Raw genomic sequence first — 22,618 nt, forward strand, 5'->3', positions numbered from 1 at the left:
CGATGTCCCGGATCAAGGAGTTCAACCTGCCCGACCTCGGTGAAGGCCTCACCGAGGGCGAGATCCTGTCCTGGCTGGTCAAGGTGGGCGACACCATCGAGCTCAACCAGCCGATCGTCGAGGTCGAGACCGCGAAGGCAGCGGTCGAGATCCCGGCGAAGTGGGGCGGCGTCGTCACCCGGATCTTCCACGAGGCCGGGGTGGTGGTCGAGGTCGGCAAGCCGATCATCGCCATCGACACCGACCCGACCGCCGGTCCGGCCACACCCTCGCCGGACGAGGGCGAGACCGAAGCCGGCCTCATCGGTGGTCCGGCGCCCGGCGGCCGCACCGCGGTGCTCGTCGGTTACGGCCCGAAAACGACAACTGCCAAACGACGGCCCCGCAGCGGTACGGCCACCGCTCCGGCAACCGCAACCACACCTCCCCCGCCTCCGGCGGCTACCGCTGCGGTCGTGGCCGCACCGGAGATGCCGGCTCCCGTGGCTCCGGCTCCCGTGGTCCAGCCCGCCGCTCCGGCGGCCGTCCCCCCGGCGGCCGTCCCCCCGGCGGCCGTCTCTCCAGCGGCCGGCTCCCCGGCTGCCGGCTCCCCGACTGCCGGACGGACCGGGCCGGTGCTGGCCAAGCCGCCGGTTCGGAAGCTCGCCCGTGATCTCGGCGTCGACCTCGCCGGAGTCAACGGGACCGGCCCGCTGGGTTCGGTGACGCGGGACGACGTACAGCTGGCGGCGTCTCGCCCGGAACCGCAGACCGAGACCGCCCCGGCCACCGTGCCGGCCGCACCGGCCGCGGTCTTCGACGCCTCTCGCGAGCAGCGCATCCCGATCAAGGGGGTGCGGAAGCTGACCGCGGAGAACATGGTCGCGTCGGCGTTCTCAGCGCCGCACGTCACCGAGTTCCTCACCGTCGACGTGACGCGCTCGATGAAGGCGCTGGAGAAGCTGAAGTCCCGGCCCGAGTTCGCCGAGACCCGGGTGTCGCCGCTGCTGCTGGTGGCGAAGGCGGTGCTGCTCGCGGCGAAACGGCATCCGATGGTCAACTCGACCTGGTCCGGGGCGACCGGGGAGATCATCGTCAAGGACTACGTGAACCTCGGCATCGCCGCGGCGACCGAACGTGGCCTGATCGTCCCGAACGTCAAGGACGCCGGCCGGCTCACCCTCGGCGAACTGGCCGAGGCCTTGAACACGCTGGTACGGGTGGCCAAGTCGGGTAGGACTCCGCCGTCCGACATGACCGGCGGCACACTCTCGATCACCAACGTGGGTGTGTTCGGCATCGACACCGGTACGCCGATCCTGCCTCCGGGCGAGTCGGCGATCCTGGCGTTCGGCGCGATCCGGCCGATGCCCTGGGTGCACAAGGACAAGATCAAGGTGCGCCAGGTCACCACGCTCGGGCTCTCCTTCGACCACCGGATCATCGACGGCGAACTGGGCTCGAAGTTCCTGCGGGACGTGGGCGCCTTCCTGACCGACCCGGAGGCTGCACTACTGAGCTGGACCTAAGGACCATCGGTCCCAGATGGCAGTGGACCTTCGATCCTTAGGTACATGACCGAGCTCACCCCCTAATTCCCTGGCGGCGCACCCGTTGTCGGCCGATAATTAAGTCGACAACGGGACGCGCGCCGAGGGGGTCCGCCACAAGCGGTCCGGCGACGCTCGTCAAGCCAGACCCGCCACCGCGGGAGAAGTGAGCACTGCCATGAACATGATCGACCGCATTCGCCGCAACCGGATGATCAGCCGCCAGAACCGTGCCATCGAGCGCGCGATGCAGGCGGCGCCCACGCAGGCCATGCGCGACGAGATCGCCGTCATCGCCCAGCGTCGCTGGACCAACTGAGGTTCCAGGCGTTTCGCACACGACGTTCCAGCCCGTCCGGGTCACCTGGGCGGGCTGTTTCGTGCCCGCATGATCCCGGCTCCGGCGTTACCAGAATCACGCCCTCCTCGTTTCCGGGATCGCACCCTGTTCGTGTCTGATGTCAGCCTCGAAGATCGGTAAGAGGTCCCCAAGGGGCGTACACCGGGATTCCTCCCGCCGCGCCCGCCCGGTACCGTGGGCACGGTCCCCGAACCGGCACGGCCGATCGGCGAGGGAGACCGGGGCCACCCGGGCAGCGACAACGCCCCGGCCCCAGCACGGCCAGGCCGGAAAGCTGGCACGACCCCTGGCGGAAGGTCGTCGGTGGAGTCGCGTCCGTGCAAAGCTGGCACGGCCGCATCGATGAGGAGGCGCGTATGACGTCCGAGGGGCAGCACGCCGGTCAGCCGGCCGAGGCCACGTCGGGCGGACCCACGTCGGGCGGGTTCCCGCCCGACCCCGACGCACAGCGGATCGCCGGCCGGGCATCGGCCCAGCCACCCGCTGAGGGCTTCCCCAACTCGTATGGTCCGCCGCCGACCACCACTCCGGGCGGGGGCTCGCCGTTCGTCGTGCCCGCCGTCTCCACCTTCGGCGCCGGCTCCGGCCAGGGCGGCACCTCCTACGGTTCGGCCCGGGTGCCACAGCCCGAGGCGTCGCCGTATGGTTCGGTCTCCCCCGAGGCCGCGGGCACCGCGTCGCCGTACGGTTCGTCCCCCGGTCAGTACGGCCCGCCCGGCACTCCGCCGTCGCCGTATGGTTCCGCGCCCTCCTCCGGCGCCGCGTCCGTCCCGGCGCCCGCGCCGTTCGACGCCGGCCAGCCACAGTCGTCCTGGACCCCGCCCAGCGCCGCCACCCCGCCGCCCCCGGCTGCCGACCCCGGCGCCCCGGCGTCGTTCGGTGCCGGTTTCCCGCCGCCCGCCGCACCGGATCCGTCAGGTGGCCGGCTCACGTCGAGTGGGCTCCCCGCCCGCACTCCGGGCGCCACCGCGCCCGAGGACGGCGGTCTCGGCCGTTCCTTCTCCGCGTTCGGTGACCAGCCGGTCCGGGTGCCGGGCGCCAGCCTCTCCGACCTTCCGGACAATTCCGCCCCCGGCGCGTTCAGCACCGGCCCGGCACAGAACAGCTGGATGCAGAACGTCCGCGGCCCGGAGACCCCGGATGCTGCTCCGCCGCCTCCGGCCAGCACCACGTTCCCGTCCCGGCGCGGCGAGGGCGGTGGCTTCCCGCTGCGCGCTCCGGCCGGTCCGGGCACGGAGTCGCCGTCCGGCAGCCAGCCCAGCCTGGACCTGCCGGTTCGTGGCCAGCAGCCGTTCGGCAGCCCGCCCAGCGGCAACCCCTCCAGCGGCAGTCCTTTCCCGCCGCCGGCCGAGGCACCCGCTTTTGGTGGCAGCGCGGCCCAGCCCTTCAGCGGTGGCGCCTTCCCGCCGCCGTCGGATGCTCCGCCGTTCGGTAACCCGCCCGCGGATACTTCCCGCGACCCACTCGGCGGCGGTTCCTTCTCGCCGTCCGGCGAGACTCCCGGTTTCGGCAGCTCATTCGCCCCGTCCGGCGACGCTCCCGCGTTCGGCGGGTCGGCCGCGCCGTCGAGCGGCAGCTCTTTCGCCCCTTCCGGGGACGCTTCCGCGTTCGGCGGGTCGGCCGCGCCTTCGGGCGACGGCTCCTCGTTCGGCGGCTCCTTCCCGCCGCCCGGGGACGCCCCTGCGTTCGGCGGCTCGGCTCCGGGGGACGGTTCCACGTTCGGCGGCGGTTCGTTCCCGCGTTCGGGAGACGCTCCGGCGTTCGGCGGATCGTTCCCGGCCGACAACTCCGCGGCCCCGCGTGACGGTGGCGAGCCGCCGCTGTCCGCTGCCGGATATCCGCAGCGTGTGCCGGGTGCGGCGCTCTCCACAGGTGGCGCTCTCCCGCAGTCCGCTTCGGGCGACGACCAGCAGGGTGGCTCCTCGGTTCCGCAGCCACGTGACCCGGCGAAGAAGCCCGCGGTCGGCTCGGCCCGCCCGGTGACCGCCAGCGCGTCGGTTCCCGGTGTCCGGGTCACCCCGGCCGAGGCCGCCGAGCTTCCCCCGCCGTCCAGCGCCGCGCCGCAGGCTCGTGTCTACGGCCGCCCGGCACCGGCACCGGAGTCCGCGGACGAGACCCCGGCCAAGGACGAGTCGCCGTCCGGTGGTTTCGCGGCGTCACCCGCCACCGCGTCGCCGTCCGGTGGTTTCGCCGCGTCGCCATATGGTGGCCAGCCCAGCGGCCTGCCCCAGCGCGGCGAGGGTGGTGGCCCGGCCACCCCGTACCCGCCGGGCAAGCCGAGCGGCCTGCCGGAGCGCGACGAGAGCCCGTCCGGCGGTTTCGCCCCGGCACCGACTTCGCCCTTCGGCGGACCGCAGCAGGGCGAGAGTCCGTCCGGTGGCTTCCCGTCGGCGCCCACCTCGCCTTTCGGCGGCCAGCCGTCGCGGAGTGACAGCCCCTACGGCAGCCCCGCCCAACAGGGCAGCTCCTTCGGTGCACCCGCCCAGCAGAACGACCCGTTCGGCGCGCCGTCCCAGAACGACCCCTTCGGCGGACCGTCCCCGAGCGACCCACTCGGCGGCGGTGCCCAGAGCAGCCCGTTCGGTGGCGGCTCCCAGAACGACCCGCTCGGCGGGCCGCAGCAGGGCAACGACCCCTTCGGCGGACCGTCCCAGAGCGATCCGTTCGGTAGGCCCGCCCAGCAGGGCTCTCCGTTCGGCGGACCGTCTCGCCAGGGTGAGAACGGGCCGGCACAGCAGGGCGACAACCCGCTCGGCGGTTTCCCGCCCGCGCCGACCTCACCCTTCAGCGGGTCCGCCCGCCCGGCGGATCCGTTCGGTGGGCCGCAGCAGGGCGACAGCGCTTCCGGTGGCTTCCCGGCCGCTCCCACCTCGCCGTTCGGCGGCCCCCAGCAGGGCGACAGCCAATCCGGCGGCTTCCCGTCCGCACCGACCTCACCGTTCGGCGGTCCTCAGCAGGGCGACAAGCCGTTCGGCGGACCGCAACAGGGCAACGACCCGTTCGGCGGACCGCAACAGGGCAACGATCCCTTTGGCGGACCGCAACAGGGCAACGACCCGTTCGGCCGCGCCCAACAGGGAAATGATCCGTTCGGCGGCACTCAGCCGAGCAACGACCCGTTCGGCAGCGCTCAGCAGGGCAACGATCCGTTCGGTGGCCCGCAGCAGCGTGGTGAGAACCCGTCCGGCGGGTTCGGCCTGCCGCAGCGGGGTGCCGACGACCGCGGTGGCGCCGGGCCGTTCCCGGGTTCTCCGGCGGGTGAGCAGCCGGGCGGTTACCCGCCGCCCGCGTTCGGCGCCGCAGCCGCGCCCCTCGGCGGCCCGCAGGACGGGGATCGCTTCCAGCCCCCCTCGAACGATGATCGTTTCCAGCCACCGTCCGGTGACGGCCTCGGCGGTCCGGGCGGCCTGAACGCCCTGGGCGGCCCCGGCGACCCCAATGCTTCGGGTGGTCCAGGTGGCTTCGGTGCTCCGGGTGGCTTCGGTGCCCCCGGCGACCCGGGTGCCCCCGGTGTCGCCCCGCAGTCACCGGCCCGCGCCACCGCCCGTGCCACGGCGAGCGCCCGAGTCACCCCGCCGGAGACTCCGCCGGGTGGCGGTTCACCGTTCGCGATGCCGGGTTCGCCGCAGTTCCCGGCTGGTGGCGGTCAGCCCTTCCCGGGCGGTGGTCCGGCCGGCCAGCCGCCGTTCCCCGGCCAGTTCGGCGCTCCGGGTGACCAGTCCGGTCCGCCGTACAGCGAGTTCACCTCGGGCCCCGGTGGCTACCCGGATCAGTACAACGAGCACACCACGGATGTGTCCGGCCGGGGCAACTCGCCGTACGTGCCGGCGCCCGCCCTGCCGCCGATGCCCGGTGAGCAGCCCGGTGGCGCCTACTCGGGTGGCCCGGCCGCCCGTGCCACGGTGACCCCGCCGGGTCCGGAGGACACCACGAGCTGGCCCGGTCCGGCTGACGAGCAGGGCCGCTTCGACCAGTTCAAGGCCGATCCGCCCGCGCCGCCGCCGGCCCCGTCGGGCAAGGTGAACGTCCGCACGATTCCGGTGGCACTGGCAGTCGTGCTGGGTGCGGCGCTGCTGCTGAGCCTGGTGTTCGGCCTGGTGTACCTGATCTCGGGCGACGACTTCAGCGTGTCCCAGGGCGAGTGTGTCAAGCGTGACGGCAACACTCCGGTGGCGGCGGCGTGCACCGAGCCGGAGACGTTCACGGTGGTGTCGATCGTGACGGCCAAGGAGCAGTGCGGTGACGCGTCCCAGCCGTACATCGTGATCCCGAAGGACGACGGTGACCAGGTGCTCTGCCTGAAGAAGAACGGCTGACCAAGAGCGGTTCCACGGGAACGGCCTCACCGCAGGGTGAGGCCGTTCGCTGTTGGCAGGTGAGGCACCATGGCGGGATGGAATTTCGCGTGCGTGCGCCCGAACTCAAGGGTCGCGGTTGGCTGAACACCGGCGGTAAGGCCCTCACCCTGGCCGATCTGCGCGGAAAAATCCTAATATTGGATTTCTGGACCTTCTGCTGCATTAATTGCCTGCACGTCCTGGACGAGCTGCGGCCGATCGAGGAGAAGTACGGCGACGCGATCGTCGTGATCGGCGTGCACTCGCCGAAGTTCGAGCACGAGCGTGACCCGGTGGCGCTGGCCGCGGCCGTGGAGCGGTACGGCGTACACCACCCGGTCGTCGACGACGGCGACATGCACGTGTGGCAGCAGTATGCGGCGAAGGCGTGGCCGACCCTGGCCGTGGTGGACCCGGAGGGTTACCTGGTCGCGTCGATGGCCGGCGAGGGTCACGCCGAGGGCCTGTCCCGCCTGATCGACGAGCTGATCACGAAGCACGAGGCGAGCGGCACGCTGCACCGCGGTGACGGGCCGTATGTTCCGCCGCCCGCCCCGGAGGGCCTGCTCCGTTTCCCCGGCAAGGTCGTCGAGCTGCCGGGTGGCAACCTGCTGGTCTCCGACTCGGCCCGGCATTCGCTGGTGGAGCTGACCCCGGACGGCGAGTCGCTGGTCCGCCGGATCGGCAGTGGTGTCCGGGGTGAGCCGTTCAGCGAGCCGCAGGGCCTGGTGCTGCTGCCGCCGGCGGTGGCCGAGGTGGCCGGTTATGACGTGGTGGTCGCCGACACGGTCCATCACCAGCTGCGCGGGTTCAGCACGGCGACCGGCGAGGTGACGCTGGTGGCCGGTTCGGGGCGGCCGTGGCGGTCCGCGGTCGACGATCACGCGCACGACGCGCTGGCCGCCGACCTGTCGTCGCCGTGGGACCTGGCCTGGTTCGACGACAAGGTGATCATTGCGATGGCCGGCATCCACCAGCTGTGGTGGTTCGACCCGATCAAGCGCACGGTCGGCGTCTACGCGGGCACGACCGTGGAGGCGCTGCGGGACGGCCCGATCCCCGATGTGTGGATGGCCCAGCCGTCCGGTCTGTCGGTCAGCCCGGATCAGAAACGGCTGTGGATCGCGGACAGTGAGACGTCGGCGCTGCGCTACGTCGAGGCGGGCGTGATGCACACCGCGGTCGGCCAGGGACTGTTCGATTTCGGTCACGTGGACGGCCCCGCGGCTGAGGCGCTGTTCCAGCATCCGCTCGGTGTGGCGGCTCTGGCTGACGGTTCGGTGCTGGTGGCGGACACGTACAACGGCGCGGTCCGGAGGTTCGACCAGGTGTCGGACGAGGTGTCCACGGTGGATTCGGGTCTGGCCGAGCCGAGTGACGTGCTGGCTCTCGCCGACGGCACGGTGGTCGTGGTGGAGTCGGCCGCGCACCGGCTGACCAGGCTGGCGCCGGGTGTGGTCAAGCGGGTCGACGGGGAGCGGCACAAGACCGAGCGGCCGCCGTCGCATCTGGCGCCAGGCGAGGTGACGCTCGATGTGATCTTCACGCCGGCGCCGGGGCAGAAGCTGGACAGCCAGTTCGGTTCGCCGGTGCGGCTGGTGGTGTCGGCGTCGCCCGCGGAATTGCTCCTGGCGGGTGAAGGCACTACTACTGACTTGTCGCGAAAAATCGTACTCAACCCTGATGTTGCAAAGGGTGTTCTGCAGGTCGTGGCGCAAGCCGCTACGTGCGATGTGGACGCCGAGTTCGGCGCCTGTCACCTGACCCGGCAGGACTGGGGTGTGCCGATCGTGATCGACCCGGCCGGCCCGGACCGGCTCCCGTTGATCCTGCGTGGCCTGGATGCGTGAACTCATCTCCGCCGAATGACGGATAACGGGGCATGAGAAGCGACAGCGAGCCGGACGACGCCGCGTTGCTCCGCGAGGACTTCGCGGCGTTGTTCGACCGACATGCCCCACACATCCACCGTTACCTGGCTCGACGTCTCGGCGATCAGGCGGCCGACGATCTGGTCGCCGAGACGTTCCTGACCGCGTTCCGCCGTCGTGACACGTTCCGGGCGGATCAGCGTGACGCCCGCCCGTGGCTCTACGGGATCGCCACCCTCCTGGTCGCCCAGCATCGCCGTGACGAGGTCCGGCGGCTGCGCCTGCATCAGGCCGTCCCGGCCGAGCCGGACGCCTCCTGCCACGCCGACCGGGTGGCCGCCGACGTCACCGCGGCCGCACTGCGCGACGTCCTCACCTCGGCTCTGGCCGATCTGGCCGACGGCGACCGCGATGTCCTGCTGCTGATCGTGCAGGAGGAGTTGACCTACGAGCAGGTCGCGGCCGCGCTCGACATCCCGGTGGGCACGGTCCGTTCGCGACTGCACCGGGCCCGGAACATCCTGCGTGCCGCGCTGGGCGGCAGCAATCCGTTGCACAGCACCGAGGAGGGGGTTCGTCATGGATGAGATCACGCTGGTCCGGGAACTGGGCGAGGAGACTCCACTGCCGTCGGCGGACCGTCTGGCCGCGACGCGTACCCGGTTGATGTCCGAGATCGCCCCGCCGAGGCGGACCCGCCGATGGGCGTCTCTCCTGGCCGCCGCGGCTGCCGCGGCCATCGCGGCGGTCACCGTCCCGCAGATCGTGACGCCGAACGCACAGCCGCCCACACCGGTGCCGACCGCTGCGCAGGCGCCGAAGCTGACTCCGGTGGCCGCGTTCCTGGATCAGGCGGCGGGCGCGGTGGAGAACGAAGCGGATGTCGTTCCGCGTGACGACCAGTTCCTCTACCTGCGGTTCATCGAGTGGGGCGGAACGACGAACGAGGCGTGGCTGTCGATCGACGGCCGACACGACGGGTGGGGCCGTGACCAGGACGGGAAGTACGCGACGATCCCGGGTTGCCGAGCCGGCGACGACTGCGAGGTGATCGTGCGCTACCGGGCTGACATGCCGACCGACCCGGCGGCGATGGTCACGTGGCTCCGCAAGACGGCGCGGGCTGATTTCGGCTCGGACAGCCTCGACGCCGTGACCAAGTTCCTCGGCACCGCCTCCACCAGGTACTGGATGCGTCCGGCGCAGCGGGCGGCACTGTACCGGGCGATCGGCCTGATCGACGGGGTCAGCCTGGTCGAGGGTGTGAAGGACTCACGGGGCCGCGAGGGTGTCGGCGTGGCCTGGGTGCCCACCGGCCAGACCGAGCAGCACGTGGTCTGGGTCTTCGACCCGAAGACCTTCCGGATGCTGGGCACACCGGAGTCGAGCATCGACGAGATCGCGCTGGTCGACCGGATCCGCCAAAAAGCCTGAACCCGCAAGAAAGCCTGAACTCCGTCAAAAGGCCTGAACCGTCAGGCGGCCGGCGAGCCCGTCCCGGACCGCACGGGCCAGACGCACTGCCCCGGGGGTGTCCCCGTGCAGGCAGATCGATCGCACCCGGCACTCCACGACGGAACCGTCGACCGCTGTGACGGAGCTCTCCACGGCCATCTGCACGACCCGGGCGACCACCTCGTCCGGGTCGTGCACCAGCGCATCCGGCCGGGACCGGGGCACGAGCCGGCCGTCCGGCAGGTAGCCACGGTCGGCGAAGCCCTCACCGACCACGGTCAGGCCGGCCTCGGCAGCCCGGATCGCGAGCACCGAACCGGGCTGGCAGAGGACCGGCAGCGCAGGGTCGTAGGTGACGACGGCCGCCACCACCGCGGACGCCTGGAGTTCGTCGACGGCGGCGGTGTTGTAGAGGGCGCCGTGCGGTTTCACATAGCGCACCCGGTCACCGGCGATCCGGCAGAACGCCTCCAGCGCCCCGATCTGGTAGACGATGTCGTCGCGCAGCTCGTCGTGGGCGTAGTCGATCCGCCGGCGCCCGAATCCGGCCAGATCGCGATAACCGACCTGCGCGCCGATCGCGACACCCTTCTCGACCGCCCGGCGGCACACCGTGGCCATCGTGGACGGATCACCGGCGTGGAAGCCGCAGGCCACGTTGGCCGAGGTCACCACGTCGAGCAGGGCGTCGTCGTCGCCGAGCCGCCAGGCCCCGAAGCCCTCACCCAGGTCAGCGTTCAGATCAATCGAGCTCACGGAACCTCACGGTAGTGCCCGGGCGCGCCTGCGCGAGGGGTGTGACGTCGTCGACGACACCGATCACCGGATATCCGCCGGTCGTCGGATGGTCGGCGAGGAAGATGATCGGCTGCCCGTCGGCCGGCACCTGCACGGCACCGAGGGCGACCCCCTCGGAGGGCAATTCGCCGACGTTTCTGCGGGTCAAGGCCTTGCCGGCGAGCCGCGCGCCGACCCGGTTGCTCAACGGGCTGATCTGGTACGCGGAACCGAACAGCCCATGTGACTCGAACCAGTCGTCACGCGGCCCGAGCCGGATCCCGAGCACCAGTTCACCGCCGATCCGGGCCGGCTCCCCGACCAGCGACGGGGCCCCGCTGGGCACGCCGACGGGCAGGGTGACGCCGTCGGTGAGGCGGGCCGGCCCGAGTCCGGAGAGGGTGTCGGTGGAGCGGCTGCCGAGCACCGGTTCGACCTCGATGCCACCCGCCACCGCGATGTAGGACCGCACGCCACGACTGGCCCGCTTGATGTCGAGCACACCACCGGCCGGCACCTCGAACAACTGGTGGCCGTGTGGCCGTTCGACCGGGCGCCCGTTCACGTCGACCTGGGCGATCGCGCCGGTGACCGCCACCAGCGCGGCCTCGGCGAACCGCAGGGCACAGCCGAGCAGCGTGGTCTCCAGGGCGGCGGCGTCGTCCGGGTTGCCGACGAAGCGGTTGGCGAGCCGCAGGGCCGGTTCGTCGAGCGCGCCGGAGCGGGGCACACCCAGGTGCGCGTATCCCGGGCGGCCCAGGTCCTGCACGGTGGTCAGCGGCCCGGCCCGCAACACGGTGATCATGCCGCCACCAGCCGCACGCGAGTCCCGGGGGTGAGGAGGGCGGGCTGCTTCCGCCGTACGTCGAAGAGGTTTTGATCGGTGTGACCGACGAGCCGCCACCCGCCCGGCGACGCCGTCGGATAGATGCCCGCGTAGCCGCCGGCCAGCGCGACGGCGCCGGCCGGGACGCGAGGCCGCGGAGCGGCGAGCCGGGGAACCGCCCACGCGTCCGGGAGTCCCCGCAGATAGGCGAAACCGGGTGCGAATCCGGAGAAGGCGACGTTGAGTGTCGTGTCGGTCAGGCGCTGGACCGCCTCGCCGGTGGTGACACCCCAGAGTTCGGCGACGGGTCCGAGATCCTCGCCGTCGAAGACCGTCCGGATCTCCACGAGGGGTCCTTCAGACTGAATTCCGCCGGGTGCCGGCTCCCACTGCGGCAGCAGTTCCTCGGTGCCGGGGGCCACTCCGTCGAGCAGGATCGTGCGTGCGCCGGGCACGATCTCGACCGCTCGCAGTTCACCGTTTTCGCGGCGTCGCCACAGCTCAGCCCGCCAGTCCTCGACCCGGTCGGCATCATCGCACTCGATCAGTAGCCCGGACGCTCCCACCCGTCGTATCTTCATGTGGAAATCATCCGGCAGCGTCAACCGTATCCGGCATCACTACCCCCCAGTAACCTACGGTGCCGTAACCTGGAACGCGTGACGACCTCAGCCCCGTTCCGGATGAAGCCGACCGACCTCGGCAAGCCGCGACTACGCGGCCGGTTGCATCAGTACGCGTTCTTCGTCGCACTCGTCTGCGGCATCGTGCTCAGCTCGATAGCGCTGAGCCGCCCCGGCATCTCGCCGTTCATCAGCTGCCTGATCTACAGCGTCACGGTGTGCGGCCTGTTCGGCATCAGCGCGCTCTACCACCGCCGGGTGTGGAGCGAGCGCGGCTACCAGATCATGCGACGCGCCGACCATTCGATGATCTTCATCTTCATCGCCGGCAGCTACACGCCGTTCTGCGTCCTGCTGCTCGAGGGCACTCAGCAGATCGTCCTGCTCAGCCTGGTCTGGGGCGGCGCGCTCGGCGGCGTCGCGCTGAAGATGGTGTGGCCGCACCTGCCCCGCTGGGCCGGCGCACCCCTCTACGTGGCGCTCGGCTGGGTCGCGGTCGCGATCATCCCCGAGGTGCTGCACGTCGGCGGTGTCACCTGCCTGGTGCTGCTGCTCGTCGGCGGCGCCATCTACACGGTCGGTGCGGTCTTCTACGCGCTGCGCCGACCCAACCCGTGGCCCACCGTCTTCGGGCACCACGAGTTCTTCCACGCCTGCACGCTGGTCGCGGCGATCTGCCACCACATCGCCGTCTACTTCGCTCTGTACGCCTGATCTCTTGGTAAAAATCTCTTGGTAAAAGATGCCCCGGGCAGGTTGCCCGGGGCATCTTTCGTCAGGAGTACGCCGGGGGAGGCGGCGGCGGGACGTCGTCGCGGCGGACCTCGCGGTACTCGGAGGTGTAGCCCGCCCCGGCGACCGGCGCCTGCGTGCGGGTCACCACGGTACGGCGACGGCTGCTCCAGAACGACAGCGTGATGACCAGGCCGACCAGGCCGGCCAACATCAGGATCCAGCCGATCACGCCGATGTCCAGTCCACTGATGTCCGCCTCCACGGCGAACGCCAGGATCGCCCCCAGAGCGAGCAGGAAAATGCTTGCACCGATGCCCATCGGACCCTCCTCGGGTGTCCGCCCGGCCGTGCGAGCCCGCTCGACCGTGATGAATGCGTTGATCGAGCGTTTACCCGCACGCACCGAATCCCAATCAGGCAAGCTGTACCGATGACCACGCGGACGCTCATCCTGCTGCGCCACGCCAAGGCGGAGATCCCCGGCGACTTCGACGATTTCGACCGTGCCCTGTCCGACCGGGGCGGCCTCGACGCCGACGCGGCCGGCGCGTGGCTGGTCGACGAGCGGCTGCATCCCGATCTGGTGATCTGTTCGCCGGCCAAGCGCACCCGGCAGACCTGGCAGAACGCGGCGATCGCGCTGGCGCAGGGCCGCAACGGGCAGCCGTCGCCCGAGGTCCACTACCCGGATTCGCTCTACCTGGGCCGCAGCGGCGAGGTCTTCGACCTGCTGCACGAGGTCGCGGAGACGGTCCGGACAGTCCTGATCATCGGTCACAACCCGACGATGTCCGAAGTGTCCGCTCTGCTGCTGCCTGATGATCAGTACACCGGCACGGTCGTCGAAATGAAGACGTCCGGCCTGGCCGTGCACACCGGCGAGAAGCCGTGGCCCTCAGTGGAACCGGGCGCGATGCGCCTGACCCGGTCCCACACCGCTCGGGGCTGAGCCCTACCTCCGGTACCAGGTCCGGGTGCTCGTGTACTTCACGTTGCCGAGCTTGTCGTACGCCCGGACCTGGACCTTCATGGTCTTCTTCTGCTTGCTCGCGTTGAAGGCGAGCACGTAACCCGCGGTGCTGTCCCGGGCCACGACCTTCCCGTTCACGATCAGCTCGACCCGCGCGACACCGCTGGCGTCGGACGCCTTCACGTACACCTTGGTCGTGCCCTTGATCTTCGCCTTGTTCTTCGGCGCCTTGCTGATCGACACGGTCGGCCCGGCGTTGTCGGCGATCACCTGGCGGTTGTAGACGCGGGTGTTGCCGAGCTTGTCGGTCAGTGTCCAGCTGAGGTTGACCGGGCCGGAGTAGGTGCCGGTCGGCACGGTGAAGGCGAACGGCGCCGTGGTGTCGACGCCGTAGGAACGCCCGTTCACCTTGAGCTCGGCCCGGACCGAGCCGGCGGTGTCGGTCACCCCACCGATCGTTGCGGTGAAGATGCCCCGGACCCGCGCGCCGGGTGCCGGGGAGGCCGAGGTGGCCACCGGCCCGTCCCGGTCGATCTGAACCGTCCGCCGGATCTCGGTGACATTGCCCACCCGGTCGGTCAGCAGCCAGCGCAGCACCTTGGAGCCGGACCCCGCCGTCACGGTGAGCGAGTAGGGCGCGGCGGTGACCGACCCGACCGACAGGTCGTTGACCAGGAGTTCCGCCGTGGCCACACCGCTGAGATCGGTGACACCGAGGACCGACGTCGTGAAGGTGCCACCGACGACGGCATCCGCGCTCGGCTCCACCGTCGAGTACTCCGGGCCCGCGGCGTCGATCCGCACCTTGCGGACGATCGTCGACTCGTTGCCGGCGCGGTCCCGGATCACGATGCGGACCTCGCCGTCAGCGGCCGTGACAAAGCCGGTCCACTGATTGGTCCCGTAGGTCCGGGCCAGCGAACCACCTAGTGGGCTGTACACCCTGACCGCGTCGTCCGAAGTGGCTACCGTGACCTTCGCCTGGTCCGCTACCCAGGCGTCCTCCTCGGCCGGTGTGACGAACGATCCGGTGGGTACGACGGCGTCGACCTGGATCGTCACCGTCTTCCCGGTGGCGACGTTGCCGGCGTAGTCGTAAGCCTTCACGGTGATCGGCAGCGTGCCGTTGTAGTCGGGCTCCGGCTTGATCAGGACCGCCGCCCCGCTCTTGTAGAGCGTGCCCAGGACGCGGTCCCCGGTCAGGAACTCGATGCGCTCGATGCCGTGATCGTCGGTCGCGGTCGCGACGAACTGGAGTCCAGCGGCCGAGATGACCATGCCGTCCATCAGGGTGGTCATTTTGATGACCGGGCTGACAGTGTCAGCCGCCCCTGACTCGGAGACCAGTCGGGCCGCATCGGCCAGCGGGGCGTGGTAGGCGGGAAGGGACGGATGCCGCAGGGCAGTCCGCTCGATCGATGACCGCACCTCGGCCGCGGTGGTGTCCGGCTTGATCGAGAAGGCCAGGGCGGCCACCCCGGCCACGATCGCGGCCGATGCCGAACTGCCCTCGAACACGACAGTCGTGCCGTCCGGCTGGACAGCGTTTGTCGAGTTGATGGCCGACACGTCGACCCAGTGGTCAGTCGCGGTGTTCTTCGAAAATCTCGAAGTCAGCGCGGTCACTGCCAGTGCCGGCTCGTAGGCCGCGGGGTAGTGACGGATGGTCGAGATGTCGTTGCCCGCCGATGCGACGACAAGCGACCCGGCCGACGCGGCATGCTCCACCGCGTCCTGCAGCAGCCGGCTCGCGGTGGTGGTGCTGAACGAGACGTTGACGACTTCGGCGCCGTGATCCGCGGCCCACGCGATTCCGGCGGCGGCATCCGCGATCGAGCCGACTGCCGTCTTCGTACCATCCGAGCGCAGCACCCGCACCGGCATGATCTCGCAGACCCCGCAGACGCCGGCCACCCCGACGGCGTTGCCTCTCGTCGACGCGATGACCGAGGCGACCTTGGTCCCGTGGCTCTCGCTGTCGGTGGCATCCGTGTCGTCGTCGACGAAGTCGTAGCCGGCAGTGATCCGGCTGGCGGGAAGGTCCGTGTTCGCGGTGACTCCGGAGTCGACCACCGCAACCGTGACGTCGGCACGCCCTGCCGTCCAGGTCCAGGCTTCCGGAACCTTGGCCCAGGTCAGCGCGTTACTGGGGACCAGTTCGCTGGTCGCGTGCACGGTGCCGTCCGGTTCGGCGTACCGCACGTGAGCGGCATCCGCCGTCAGGGTCGTGATCACATCGTCCGCCTCAGCGGCCGGAACCTCGACGGTCAGCGCCGGCAGGCCGGCGACCGGCGCACTGCTCAGGACGCGCTCGCCAAGGCCGGCCAGCACGGCTGTGGCATCCGCCGGATCGGTCAGGCCGACGTTGACCCGCACCGACTGCACGGCGGCGGTCGCCGGGACGGCCGTCAGGCCAACTAGGAGAAGGGAAACGAGACTGGCAGAAGTGATGCGCACCGATGGCCCCCGCGCCCAGTGATCCACATGAAACGATGATCATCGTAGCGCACGTCGATACGGTGGCGTCACCCCGCAAAAGACTCAGGCCCGGCGGACGTCGTTGTCCGCCGGGCCTTCGCCTTTTTCAGGAGAGTGGGAAAAGCTTGTGGATCAGAACGCGTCCTCGTCCAGGTCCATCAGGTCGAGGGTGGTGTTCTCGATGATCCGGCGGTCGGCGCCGATCCGGGGCAGGATCTCCGCGACGAAGAACCGGGCCGCGGCCACCTTGCCGGTGTAGAACTTCTTGTCCGCCGCGGAGACCTCGCCGTTCAGCGCGGTCAGGGCGACCTCGGCCTGGCGCAGCAGCAGCCACGCGAGGACCACGTCGCCGAGGGCGAGCAGGATCCGACGCGAGCTCAGGCCGATCTTGTACAGCTCGCGGGGCTCGCCGTTCTGCACGGCCTGGAGCCAGCCCAGGGTCACGCCCAGGATGTTCTGCATCTCGGTGAGCGCCTTGCCGAGGGCGAGCCGCTCGGTCTTGAGCTGACCGTTGCCGGCCTCACTCTCGATGAAGCCCTGGATCTCGGCGGCGATCGTGCCGAGCGTACGCCCGCCGTCCTTGACGATCTTGCGGAAGATCAGGTCGAGGCTCTGGATCGCGGTGGTGCCCTCGTAGAGGGTGTCGATCTTCGCGTCCCGGACGTACTGCTCCAGCGGGTAGTCCTGGAGGAAGCCGGAACCACCGAAGGTCTGCAACGACTCGGCACCGAGCAGTTCGTACGCCCGCTCCGAGCCGACGCCCTTGACCAGCGGCAGCAGGAAGTCGTTGACGTGGCTGGCGATCTTCGCGGCCTTCTCGTCGCCGGCGGCCTGCGCGATGGCGACCTTGTCCTGCCAGGTCGCGGTGTAGATGACCAGGGCGCGGAGGGCCTCGGCGTACGACTTCTGGAGCATCAGCGAACGGCGTACGTCCGGGTGGTGGGTGATGGTCACCCGCGGCGCGGCCTTGTCGGTGTTCTGCACCAGGTCGGCGCCCTGTACGCGGTTCTTCGCGTACTCCAGCGCGTTGAGGTAACCGGTGGACAGGGTGGCGATCGCCTTGGTGCCGACCATCATCCGGGCGTTCTCAATGATCATGAACATCTGCCGGATGCCCTGGTGCACCTCGCCGAGCAGCCAGCCCTTGGCCGGGGTGCCGTGCTCACCGAAGGTCATCTCGCACGTGTTGGAGACCTTGAGGCCCATCTTGTGCTCGACGTTGGTGGCGTAGACGCCGTTGCGCTCACCGAGCTCGCCGGTGGCCGGGTCGAAGTGGTACTTCGGCACGATGAAGAGCGAGAGGCCCTTGGTGCCGGGACCGCCCACGCCCTCGACGCCCACCGGGCGGGCCAGGACGTAGTGGATGATGTTGTCGGTCAGGTCGTGCTCACCCGAGGTGATGAAGCGCTTGACGCCCTCGATGTGCCACGAGCCGTCCGGCTGCGGGATGGCGCGGGCACGGCCGGCGCCGACGTCCGAGCCGGCGTCCGGCTCGGTGAGGACCATGGTGGAGCCCCACTGCTTCTCGACGAAGAGCTTGGCCCACTCCTTCTGCTCCTCGGTGCCCTCGGTCCACACCACGTGGGCGAAGGACGGACCGGACGAGTACATCCAGATGGGGGCGTTGGCCCCGAGGATCTGCTCGGCCACGGCCCAGACGAGGCTCCGCGGCGCCGGGGTGCCACCGAGGCCGGTCGGCAGGTCGAGCCGCCAGAACTCGGACGCCATGAACGTCTCGTAGGACTTCTTGAACGACTCCGGCAGCGGCGCGGTGTTCGTCGCGGGGTCGAAGACCGGTGGGTTGCGGTCCGCCTCGGTGTAGCTGGCGGCCAGGTCCTCGCGGGCCAGCCGGTCGACTTCCACGAGCACGTCGCGCGCGGACTCCAGGTCGAACTCGTCGAACGGCGCCTGGCCGAGCGACTTCTCTGCTCCGAAGACCTCGAACAGGTTGAACTGGAGGTCACGAAGATTGCTCTTGTAGTGCGTCATGGTGCTTGGCCCCGCTCTCCGGACGCGAGTTACCCGTCAGTAACCCCACTCTATTACTCATCGGTAGCCAGCGACAACCCGGCCAGGGTTTCCGGGCAGACCCACCAGGAAGGGGCGGTAGTCCGTCCGATCGGGTGGCTGTCGATACAACCGTTCGGCCATTTGCCTACTTCGACACGCTGATCACGTATCGCGTGCACGGACGGCTCGTTCTAAGGGATAGACAGCTACGAACAGGGGGACGCCATGTTCGCCACGCTCAAGAACCTGATCCCGGAGCCGCGCCAGGCCAACCAGCCGCGCAACTACGTCGGGCGGCACCGCCAACCCGACCAGGCTCCACCAGTTCCAGCGCCGACCTCACCGGCCACCACGGCCGACACCGAGGACAGCGCGGCCTGACATCAGCTGCCCGCGGCTCCGACTTCCCAGCTCGGCACCGAGACGGCAGCGCCGCCGTCCGGACCGGCGTACTCCAGCAGAACCAACGCGATGTCGTCCTCGAGACGCCCGTGGACCCAGTCGACCAGGGCCGTCTCCAGCGACGCGAGACCGTCCCCGACCGTGCCGTGGCCCAGCAGGCGCCACGCACGGTCGGCGGTCGGGAAGAACTCACCGTCCCGCCGCGCCTCGCCCAGCCCGTCGGTGAACAGCAGCAGCCGGTCACCCGGCTCCAGACGCTCCACCCGCGCCTTGACCTCCGGCACGAAGCCCAGGGGCGGCGCCGGGGCGGGCGGCTCCAGCGGAATCACCTGACCACGACGCAGCAGCAGCGGCGCCGGATGTCCACAGTTGACGATCGTCAGGGTGCCACCGCGCTCCTCGACCAGAGCCGCTGTGACGAAGTCCTCATCGCCGACGCTCCGGGCCACCGCCCGGTCCAGGTCCTGCACGATCGACTTCAGGTCGGCCCGCTCGTACGCGACATGCCGATACGAACCCAGCACGATGCTCGCCAGGCGGACTGCGTCGAGGCCCTTACCCCGTACATCCCCGATGATGATCCGAACGCCGTAAGGCGTGTTGAGGGCCTCGTAGAGGTCTCCTCCGATGTCCGCCGCGGCAGTCGCCGAGATGTACCGGCCGGCCACCGCGAGCGCACCCACCTGCGGGCCGATCGGCCGCAGCACCGCCTGCTGGGCCACCGCCGCCAGCCGCAGCAGCTCGGCGATCCGTTCGGCCTGCCGCTGGCGGATCGTCGCCCCGGCGGCCGCCACACCCGTCGCCAGCACGATGCCCATCAGGTTGACCAGACCGGCCATGCCGACGGCCGGACCGGCCAGCCCGACGAAGACCGCCCCGACCACCGTGGCGATCACACCGGCCCCCAGGACCAGCTGCCAGACGGCGAAGACCGCGGCCAGGAACGGCACCGCCGCCAGCAGACCGACATAGTCCACGCCGGGCTCGGTCAGCTCCACGGCGGACACGACGGCGAGCAGCACGAGGGCCGCGCCGATGCCGGCGCGGTTCCCTGGGCTCAGCGGGCGTCGTCCCGCCATGAAAGTAGGCATGGTTCCGCCGAACAGCATGCCCGATCGACCTGACGTCGGGCATCAACTTGACCCGTAGGCTGAGTCGGTTCTGACCCGTCGTAGGTACCGCAGTCATTCGGTCGGTCCAACAAGAACGGCGCCCGGTGACAGGATGTCTGCGTGACCGACGATCTCCGTGATCTTCTCCGATCCGCCTTCCGCTGGACCGACCTGGGCCCCGGCCACGACTACATGGTCAGCGACCGGTCCGGATGGTGGCGTGACCCGCGCATCCTGGACGGTCTCGGGCCGGCCCTCGCCGACCTGTTCCGGGCCGACCAGCCGACCGTCGTGGTCTCGCCGGAGGTGACCGGATTCATGGTCGGGCCCCTGGTGGCACGGGCGCTCGGAGTGGGGTTCGTGGAGGCGTACCGGGCCGGGGCACGCCGGGCCATCGCCGAGCCGATGATTTGGGCCGACGTGCCCACCGACCACCGCGGCGACGTCCAGCGCCTGGGCGTGCGGGAGAAACTGATCAGCCCCGGCGACCGCGCCCTCGTCGTCGACGACTGGGCGGCCACCGGGGCTCAGGCTCGTGGCCTGCGCGAACTCCTCGGGTCGAGGTACCTGGGCACGGCCGTGATCGTCGACGAGTGCCCGCCCGCGGTGTCGGCCGAGCTGACGATCAGGACCCTGCTGACCGGAATGGACCTGGACCCGTAAACAAAATGGACTAACGGGCCCGCTTGTAGCCGGCGAGGGCGCCCCGGGTCGGGTGCCAGCCGGTCGCGGTGTAAGCGGCCAGGCCCCGCACCACATACGGGTCGGTGGCCATCAGCTCCTGCGCCTCGGCCTCAGTGTCCACGTCCAGCAGGATGATGCCGCCGGTCGGCGGGTCCATCCGGCCCGCGGTGACCGCGTAGCCCGTCTTCTCCAACTCGTCGACGAAGGCCAGGTGATCGGCACGGGCCGCGTCGACCTCGTCGAGCGGCTTCAGGTACGTCGAAATCATGAGATACACGCCGCCAATCGTAGATCCCGTTACAGCCGCCCGGAGGGTGCCGATCGGCGGTGGGCAAAAGGTACTTTTCGGGGGTGCAGATCCAGATCACCGCGGTTGCCGACCCGGCGCTGATCGCCGCCGCCACCAGGCACGGCCTTCGCCGCCCGGTACTCGCCGCCCGCCTCGCCGGGTGGGCTTTCCTGCTGGTCGCGGTGCTTCTCCTGGGCGTCACCGGAGACCTCAGCCCGGGCCTTCTGGCCGGTGGAGCGGCACTTGCCGTGATCGTTCCGGTGGTCCTGCTGAACCACACCGCGCGCGGGCTGCGCACCGGGCGGCTCACCACCTACGAGATCAGCGAGGGCGGGGTCGCCAGCTCGGACGCGGAGGCCCGGCACGCGTACGCCTGGCGGGCGGTCCGCTCGGTCGAACAGCTCTCCGGGCAGCTGCTCTTCCGGTTGCGTGGCACGCGGTTCCTGCCGGTTCCGACGGCCGGGCTGAGCCCGGCCGAGATCGAACAGGTCCTCGGCGCGGCGTCGGCGCATGGGCTTCAGGTCCGACGAAACACCCATTAGGGGTACGGCTACCGAGCTCTCCCCTACGCCGAGCGGGTCGTGGTCCCGCCTATCACCTTCAGCGCCCTCGGCTTCTGTCAGCGCGCCGGCCCGGCACCGTCAGCGCGTTCGGCCCGGCACCGTCAGCGCGTCGGCCAGGTCCGGAAATTGAGCGCCGAACGGCTCGCGGTAGGGCCGCGTTGCCCTTGGTACCGGGATCCGTAGACGGCCGACCCGTATGGGTGCTCAGCCGGGCTGGACAGCCGGAAGATGCACAGCTGCCCGATCTTCATCCCCGGCCAGAGCTTGATCGGCAGGTTGGCCACGTTGGAGAGTTCCAGCGTCACGTGCCCCGAGAACCCCGGGTCGATGAACCCCGCGGTCGAGTGGGTGAGCAGCCCGAGACGCCCGAGACTGCTCTTGCCCTCGAGACGGGCGGCCAACTCCTGCCCGAGAGTGATCACCTCGAGCGTGGACGCCAGCACGAACTCACCCGGATGCAACACGAACGGCTGACCGTCCTCCACCTCGACCGGGGCGGTCAGCTCATCCTGCTGCTCGGCTGGGTCGATGTGGGTGTACAGGTGATTGTTGAACACCCGGAAGAACCGATCCAGCCGAACGTCGACGCTGGACGGCTGCATGAGCGACGGCTCGAACGGCTCCAGCGAGAGCCCACCCGACTTGATCTCGGCGACCAGGTCACGGTCAGAGAGAAGCATCGCAACACCATACCGACCACGTTCGGACCTGCCCGAATCGGCGTGTTCAGTGGCCACCTCGAACATATGTTCGATAGAATGCCGGCATGGCTTCCTGGTCCGATTTCGCCGCCGCCGAGCCGGCGCTCGCCGACGGCATCCGTGCGCTCCTGCAGCAGTACGGCCCCGGCATGGGCTACCTGGCGACCATCCGCCCAGACGGCGGCCCACGCGTCCACCCGGTCTCCCCGGTCTTCACAGCCGACGGTCTCTACTGCTTCATAGTCGACTCCCCGAAACGCCGAGACCTGGAGCGCGACGGGCGTTACGCCCTGCACGCCTACCCACCGGAGGACAACGACGACGAGGCCACCCTGACCGGCCGGGCAACCCCGGTCCGAGACCCACGGACGATCGCTCACCTGGCCGGCACCCTGCACGCCTCCCCAGACGTCGACTGGCGCTTGTTCGAGCTGACGATCGAGACGGCCATGCTCCGCCGCCACGGTCCGGCCGGGGCCCTGCCGCTGGCCGCCACCCCGTTCGTGCCGGCCTACGCCCAGACGTGGCGGGCCCCTCGCCCCAAACCCAACCTGTTAGCCGTGGCCAGCTGACCGCCCTTCACCCTCACTCGGCAGGCCCGTTTCTCGCTGAACAGCTGTTCGTGTCATCGCCTACCGCAGCGCGTCACGTTTCCGGGCCCGGTGCCATCGCAGACTCGGATAATCAGGTACAGTGGGGCAGCTTGCGGGTGTAGTTCAATGGCAGAACATCAGCTTCCCAAGCTGACAGTGCGGGTTCGATTCCCGTCACCCGCTCCAGGACGAAACGCCTGGTCACGGTTAATATCGTGGCCAGGCGTTCGGCTTTTGACGCACTGTCAGCCGCTCTCGTACCATTAGGCCAGCGCAGCAGCACTCGACAGCTGACCTGGCAG

21 protein-coding genes and 1 tRNA gene are annotated in these 22,618 nt (G+C 70.1%); 13 read left to right on the top strand and 9 right to left on the bottom strand.

Features of this window, described 5'->3' with window-relative positions; genetic code table 11:
- The first annotated feature begins 2 nt into the window (after nt 1–2).
- The 6 genes from AB0E94_RS06895 (at nt 3) to AB0E94_RS06920 (ending at nt 9,532) form a co-directional block, all read left to right on the top strand.
- Nucleotides 3–1,508 (top strand): dihydrolipoamide acetyltransferase family protein, encoded by a 1,506-nt coding sequence (locus AB0E94_RS06895; RefSeq protein WP_360323720.1) that lies wholly within the window; start codon nt 3–5, stop codon nt 1,506–1,508.
- 199 nt (nt 1,509–1,707) lie between these two features.
- Nucleotides 1,708–1,848, top strand: a complete 141-nt coding sequence (locus tag AB0E94_RS06900) for a hypothetical protein (RefSeq protein ID WP_317789281.1) — start codon at nt 1,708–1,710, stop codon at nt 1,846–1,848.
- A 398-nt stretch (nt 1,849–2,246) separates the two neighbouring features.
- A complete protein-coding gene (locus AB0E94_RS06905; protein WP_360323406.1) occupies nt 2,247–6,206 on the top strand; it encodes a hypothetical protein in 3,960 nt (1,319 codons plus the stop codon).
- 77 nt (nt 6,207–6,283) lie between these two features.
- Nucleotides 6,284–8,077: an NHL domain-containing thioredoxin family protein gene (locus AB0E94_RS06910; RefSeq protein ID WP_360323408.1), complete on the top strand. Its 1,794-nt coding sequence runs from the start codon at nt 6,284–6,286 to the stop codon at nt 8,075–8,077.
- A gap of 32 nt (nt 8,078–8,109) precedes the next feature.
- Nucleotides 8,110–8,685, top strand: a complete 576-nt coding sequence (locus AB0E94_RS06915) for an RNA polymerase sigma factor (protein WP_360323410.1) — start codon at nt 8,110–8,112, stop codon at nt 8,683–8,685.
- Entirely contained in the window at nt 8,678–9,532 is an 855-nt protein-coding gene (locus AB0E94_RS06920) for a CU044_5270 family protein (RefSeq protein ID WP_360323412.1), read from the top strand. The genes AB0E94_RS06915 and AB0E94_RS06920 overlap by 8 nt, the downstream gene beginning before the upstream one ends.
- 24 nt (nt 9,533–9,556) lie before the next feature.
- On the opposite strand, the gene AB0E94_RS06925 is transcribed toward AB0E94_RS06920, so the two are convergent.
- Genes AB0E94_RS06925 through AB0E94_RS06935 form a run of 3 tightly spaced genes read right to left on the bottom strand, consistent with a single transcriptional unit; the run spans nt 9,557 to nt 11,737 of the window.
- A complete protein-coding gene (locus tag AB0E94_RS06925; protein ID WP_360323722.1) occupies nt 9,557–10,300 on the bottom strand; it encodes a 5-oxoprolinase subunit PxpA in 744 nt (247 codons plus the stop codon).
- Nucleotides 10,296–11,135 (bottom strand): biotin-dependent carboxyltransferase family protein, encoded by an 840-nt coding sequence (locus AB0E94_RS06930; RefSeq protein WP_360323414.1) that lies wholly within the window; start codon nt 11,133–11,135, stop codon nt 10,296–10,298. Before AB0E94_RS06930 ends, AB0E94_RS06925 begins: the two co-directional genes overlap by 5 nt.
- Nucleotides 11,132–11,737, bottom strand: a complete 606-nt coding sequence (locus AB0E94_RS06935; RefSeq protein WP_360323416.1) for an allophanate hydrolase subunit 1 — start codon at nt 11,735–11,737, stop codon at nt 11,132–11,134. Before AB0E94_RS06935 ends, AB0E94_RS06930 begins: the two co-directional genes overlap by 4 nt.
- 78 nt (nt 11,738–11,815) lie before the next feature.
- Here AB0E94_RS06935 and AB0E94_RS06940 point away from each other — a divergent pair, with 78 nt between their 5' ends.
- Complete coding sequence (locus AB0E94_RS06940) at nt 11,816–12,493, top strand: hemolysin III family protein (RefSeq protein WP_360323418.1); 678 nt, start codon at nt 11,816–11,818, stop codon at nt 12,491–12,493.
- Between the two features lie 61 nt (nt 12,494–12,554).
- On the opposite strand, the gene AB0E94_RS06945 is transcribed toward AB0E94_RS06940, so the two are convergent.
- The gene (locus AB0E94_RS06945; protein ID WP_317789289.1) at nt 12,555–12,833 is read right to left on the bottom strand and encodes a DUF6458 family protein; all 279 of its coding nucleotides are present in this window, start codon (nt 12,831–12,833) and stop codon (nt 12,555–12,557) included.
- A 111-nt stretch (nt 12,834–12,944) separates the two neighbouring features.
- Here AB0E94_RS06945 and AB0E94_RS06950 point away from each other — a divergent pair, with 111 nt between their 5' ends.
- Nucleotides 12,945–13,463 carry a histidine phosphatase family protein gene (locus tag AB0E94_RS06950; protein ID WP_360323420.1) on the top strand — a complete coding sequence of 173 codons (519 nt, stop codon included), beginning with the start codon at nt 12,945–12,947 and terminating at the stop codon, nt 13,461–13,463.
- 3 nt (nt 13,464–13,466) lie between these two features.
- Here the strand turns inward: AB0E94_RS06950 and AB0E94_RS06955 are convergent, their stop codons facing one another.
- Both AB0E94_RS06955 and AB0E94_RS06960 read right to left on the bottom strand, forming a co-directional pair.
- Entirely contained in the window at nt 13,467–15,941 is a 2,475-nt protein-coding gene (locus AB0E94_RS06955) for a S8 family serine peptidase (protein WP_360323422.1), read from the bottom strand.
- A 153-nt stretch (nt 15,942–16,094) separates the two neighbouring features.
- Nucleotides 16,095–17,951 carry an acyl-CoA dehydrogenase gene (locus tag AB0E94_RS06960; protein WP_360323424.1) on the bottom strand — a complete coding sequence of 619 codons (1,857 nt, stop codon included), beginning with the start codon at nt 17,949–17,951 and terminating at the stop codon, nt 16,095–16,097.
- Between the two features lie 246 nt (nt 17,952–18,197).
- Here AB0E94_RS06960 and AB0E94_RS06965 point away from each other — a divergent pair, with 246 nt between their 5' ends.
- On the top strand, nt 18,198–18,353 hold the full coding sequence (locus tag AB0E94_RS06965) for a hypothetical protein (protein ID WP_360323426.1): 156 nt from the start codon (nt 18,198–18,200) through the stop codon (nt 18,351–18,353).
- Between the two features lie 2 nt (nt 18,354–18,355).
- Here the strand turns inward: AB0E94_RS06965 and AB0E94_RS06970 are convergent, their stop codons facing one another.
- On the bottom strand, nt 18,356–19,483 hold the full coding sequence (locus AB0E94_RS06970) for a PP2C family protein-serine/threonine phosphatase (RefSeq protein ID WP_360323428.1): 1,128 nt from the start codon (nt 19,481–19,483) through the stop codon (nt 18,356–18,358).
- A 123-nt stretch (nt 19,484–19,606) separates the two neighbouring features.
- On the opposite strand from AB0E94_RS06970, the gene AB0E94_RS06975 reads away from it, so the two are divergent.
- Nucleotides 19,607–20,149: a phosphoribosyltransferase gene (locus tag AB0E94_RS06975; protein WP_360323430.1), complete on the top strand. Its 543-nt coding sequence runs from the start codon at nt 19,607–19,609 to the stop codon at nt 20,147–20,149.
- A 10-nt stretch (nt 20,150–20,159) separates the two neighbouring features.
- Here AB0E94_RS06975 and AB0E94_RS06980 read toward each other — a convergent pair whose 3' ends face one another.
- Nucleotides 20,160–20,438: a YciI family protein gene (locus AB0E94_RS06980; RefSeq protein ID WP_360323724.1), complete on the bottom strand. Its 279-nt coding sequence runs from the start codon at nt 20,436–20,438 to the stop codon at nt 20,160–20,162.
- A gap of 83 nt (nt 20,439–20,521) precedes the next feature.
- On the opposite strand from AB0E94_RS06980, the gene AB0E94_RS06985 reads away from it, so the two are divergent.
- Nucleotides 20,522–21,001, top strand: coding sequence for a YcxB family protein (locus AB0E94_RS06985; protein ID WP_360323432.1), 480 nt, complete (start codon nt 20,522–20,524; stop codon nt 20,999–21,001).
- Nucleotides 21,002–21,123: 122 nt separating this feature from the next.
- Here AB0E94_RS06985 and dcd read toward each other — a convergent pair whose 3' ends face one another.
- Complete coding sequence (dcd, locus tag AB0E94_RS06990) at nt 21,124–21,702, bottom strand: dCTP deaminase (protein WP_360323434.1); 579 nt, start codon at nt 21,700–21,702, stop codon at nt 21,124–21,126.
- Between the two features lie 86 nt (nt 21,703–21,788).
- Between dcd and AB0E94_RS06995 the strand changes: the two genes are divergently transcribed.
- Both AB0E94_RS06995 and AB0E94_RS07000 read left to right on the top strand, forming a co-directional pair.
- A complete protein-coding gene (locus tag AB0E94_RS06995) occupies nt 21,789–22,295 on the top strand; it encodes a pyridoxamine 5'-phosphate oxidase family protein (RefSeq protein WP_360323436.1) in 507 nt (168 codons plus the stop codon).
- A gap of 133 nt (nt 22,296–22,428) precedes the next feature.
- Nucleotides 22,429–22,502: transfer RNA gene (locus AB0E94_RS07000), tRNA-Gly, on the top strand.
- Nucleotides 22,503–22,618 lie beyond the last annotated feature (116 nt).

The organism is Actinoplanes sp. NPDC026670 (assembly GCF_040638175.1).
In the GTDB taxonomy this organism is placed as follows: domain Bacteria; phylum Actinomycetota; class Actinomycetes; order Mycobacteriales; family Micromonosporaceae; genus Actinoplanes.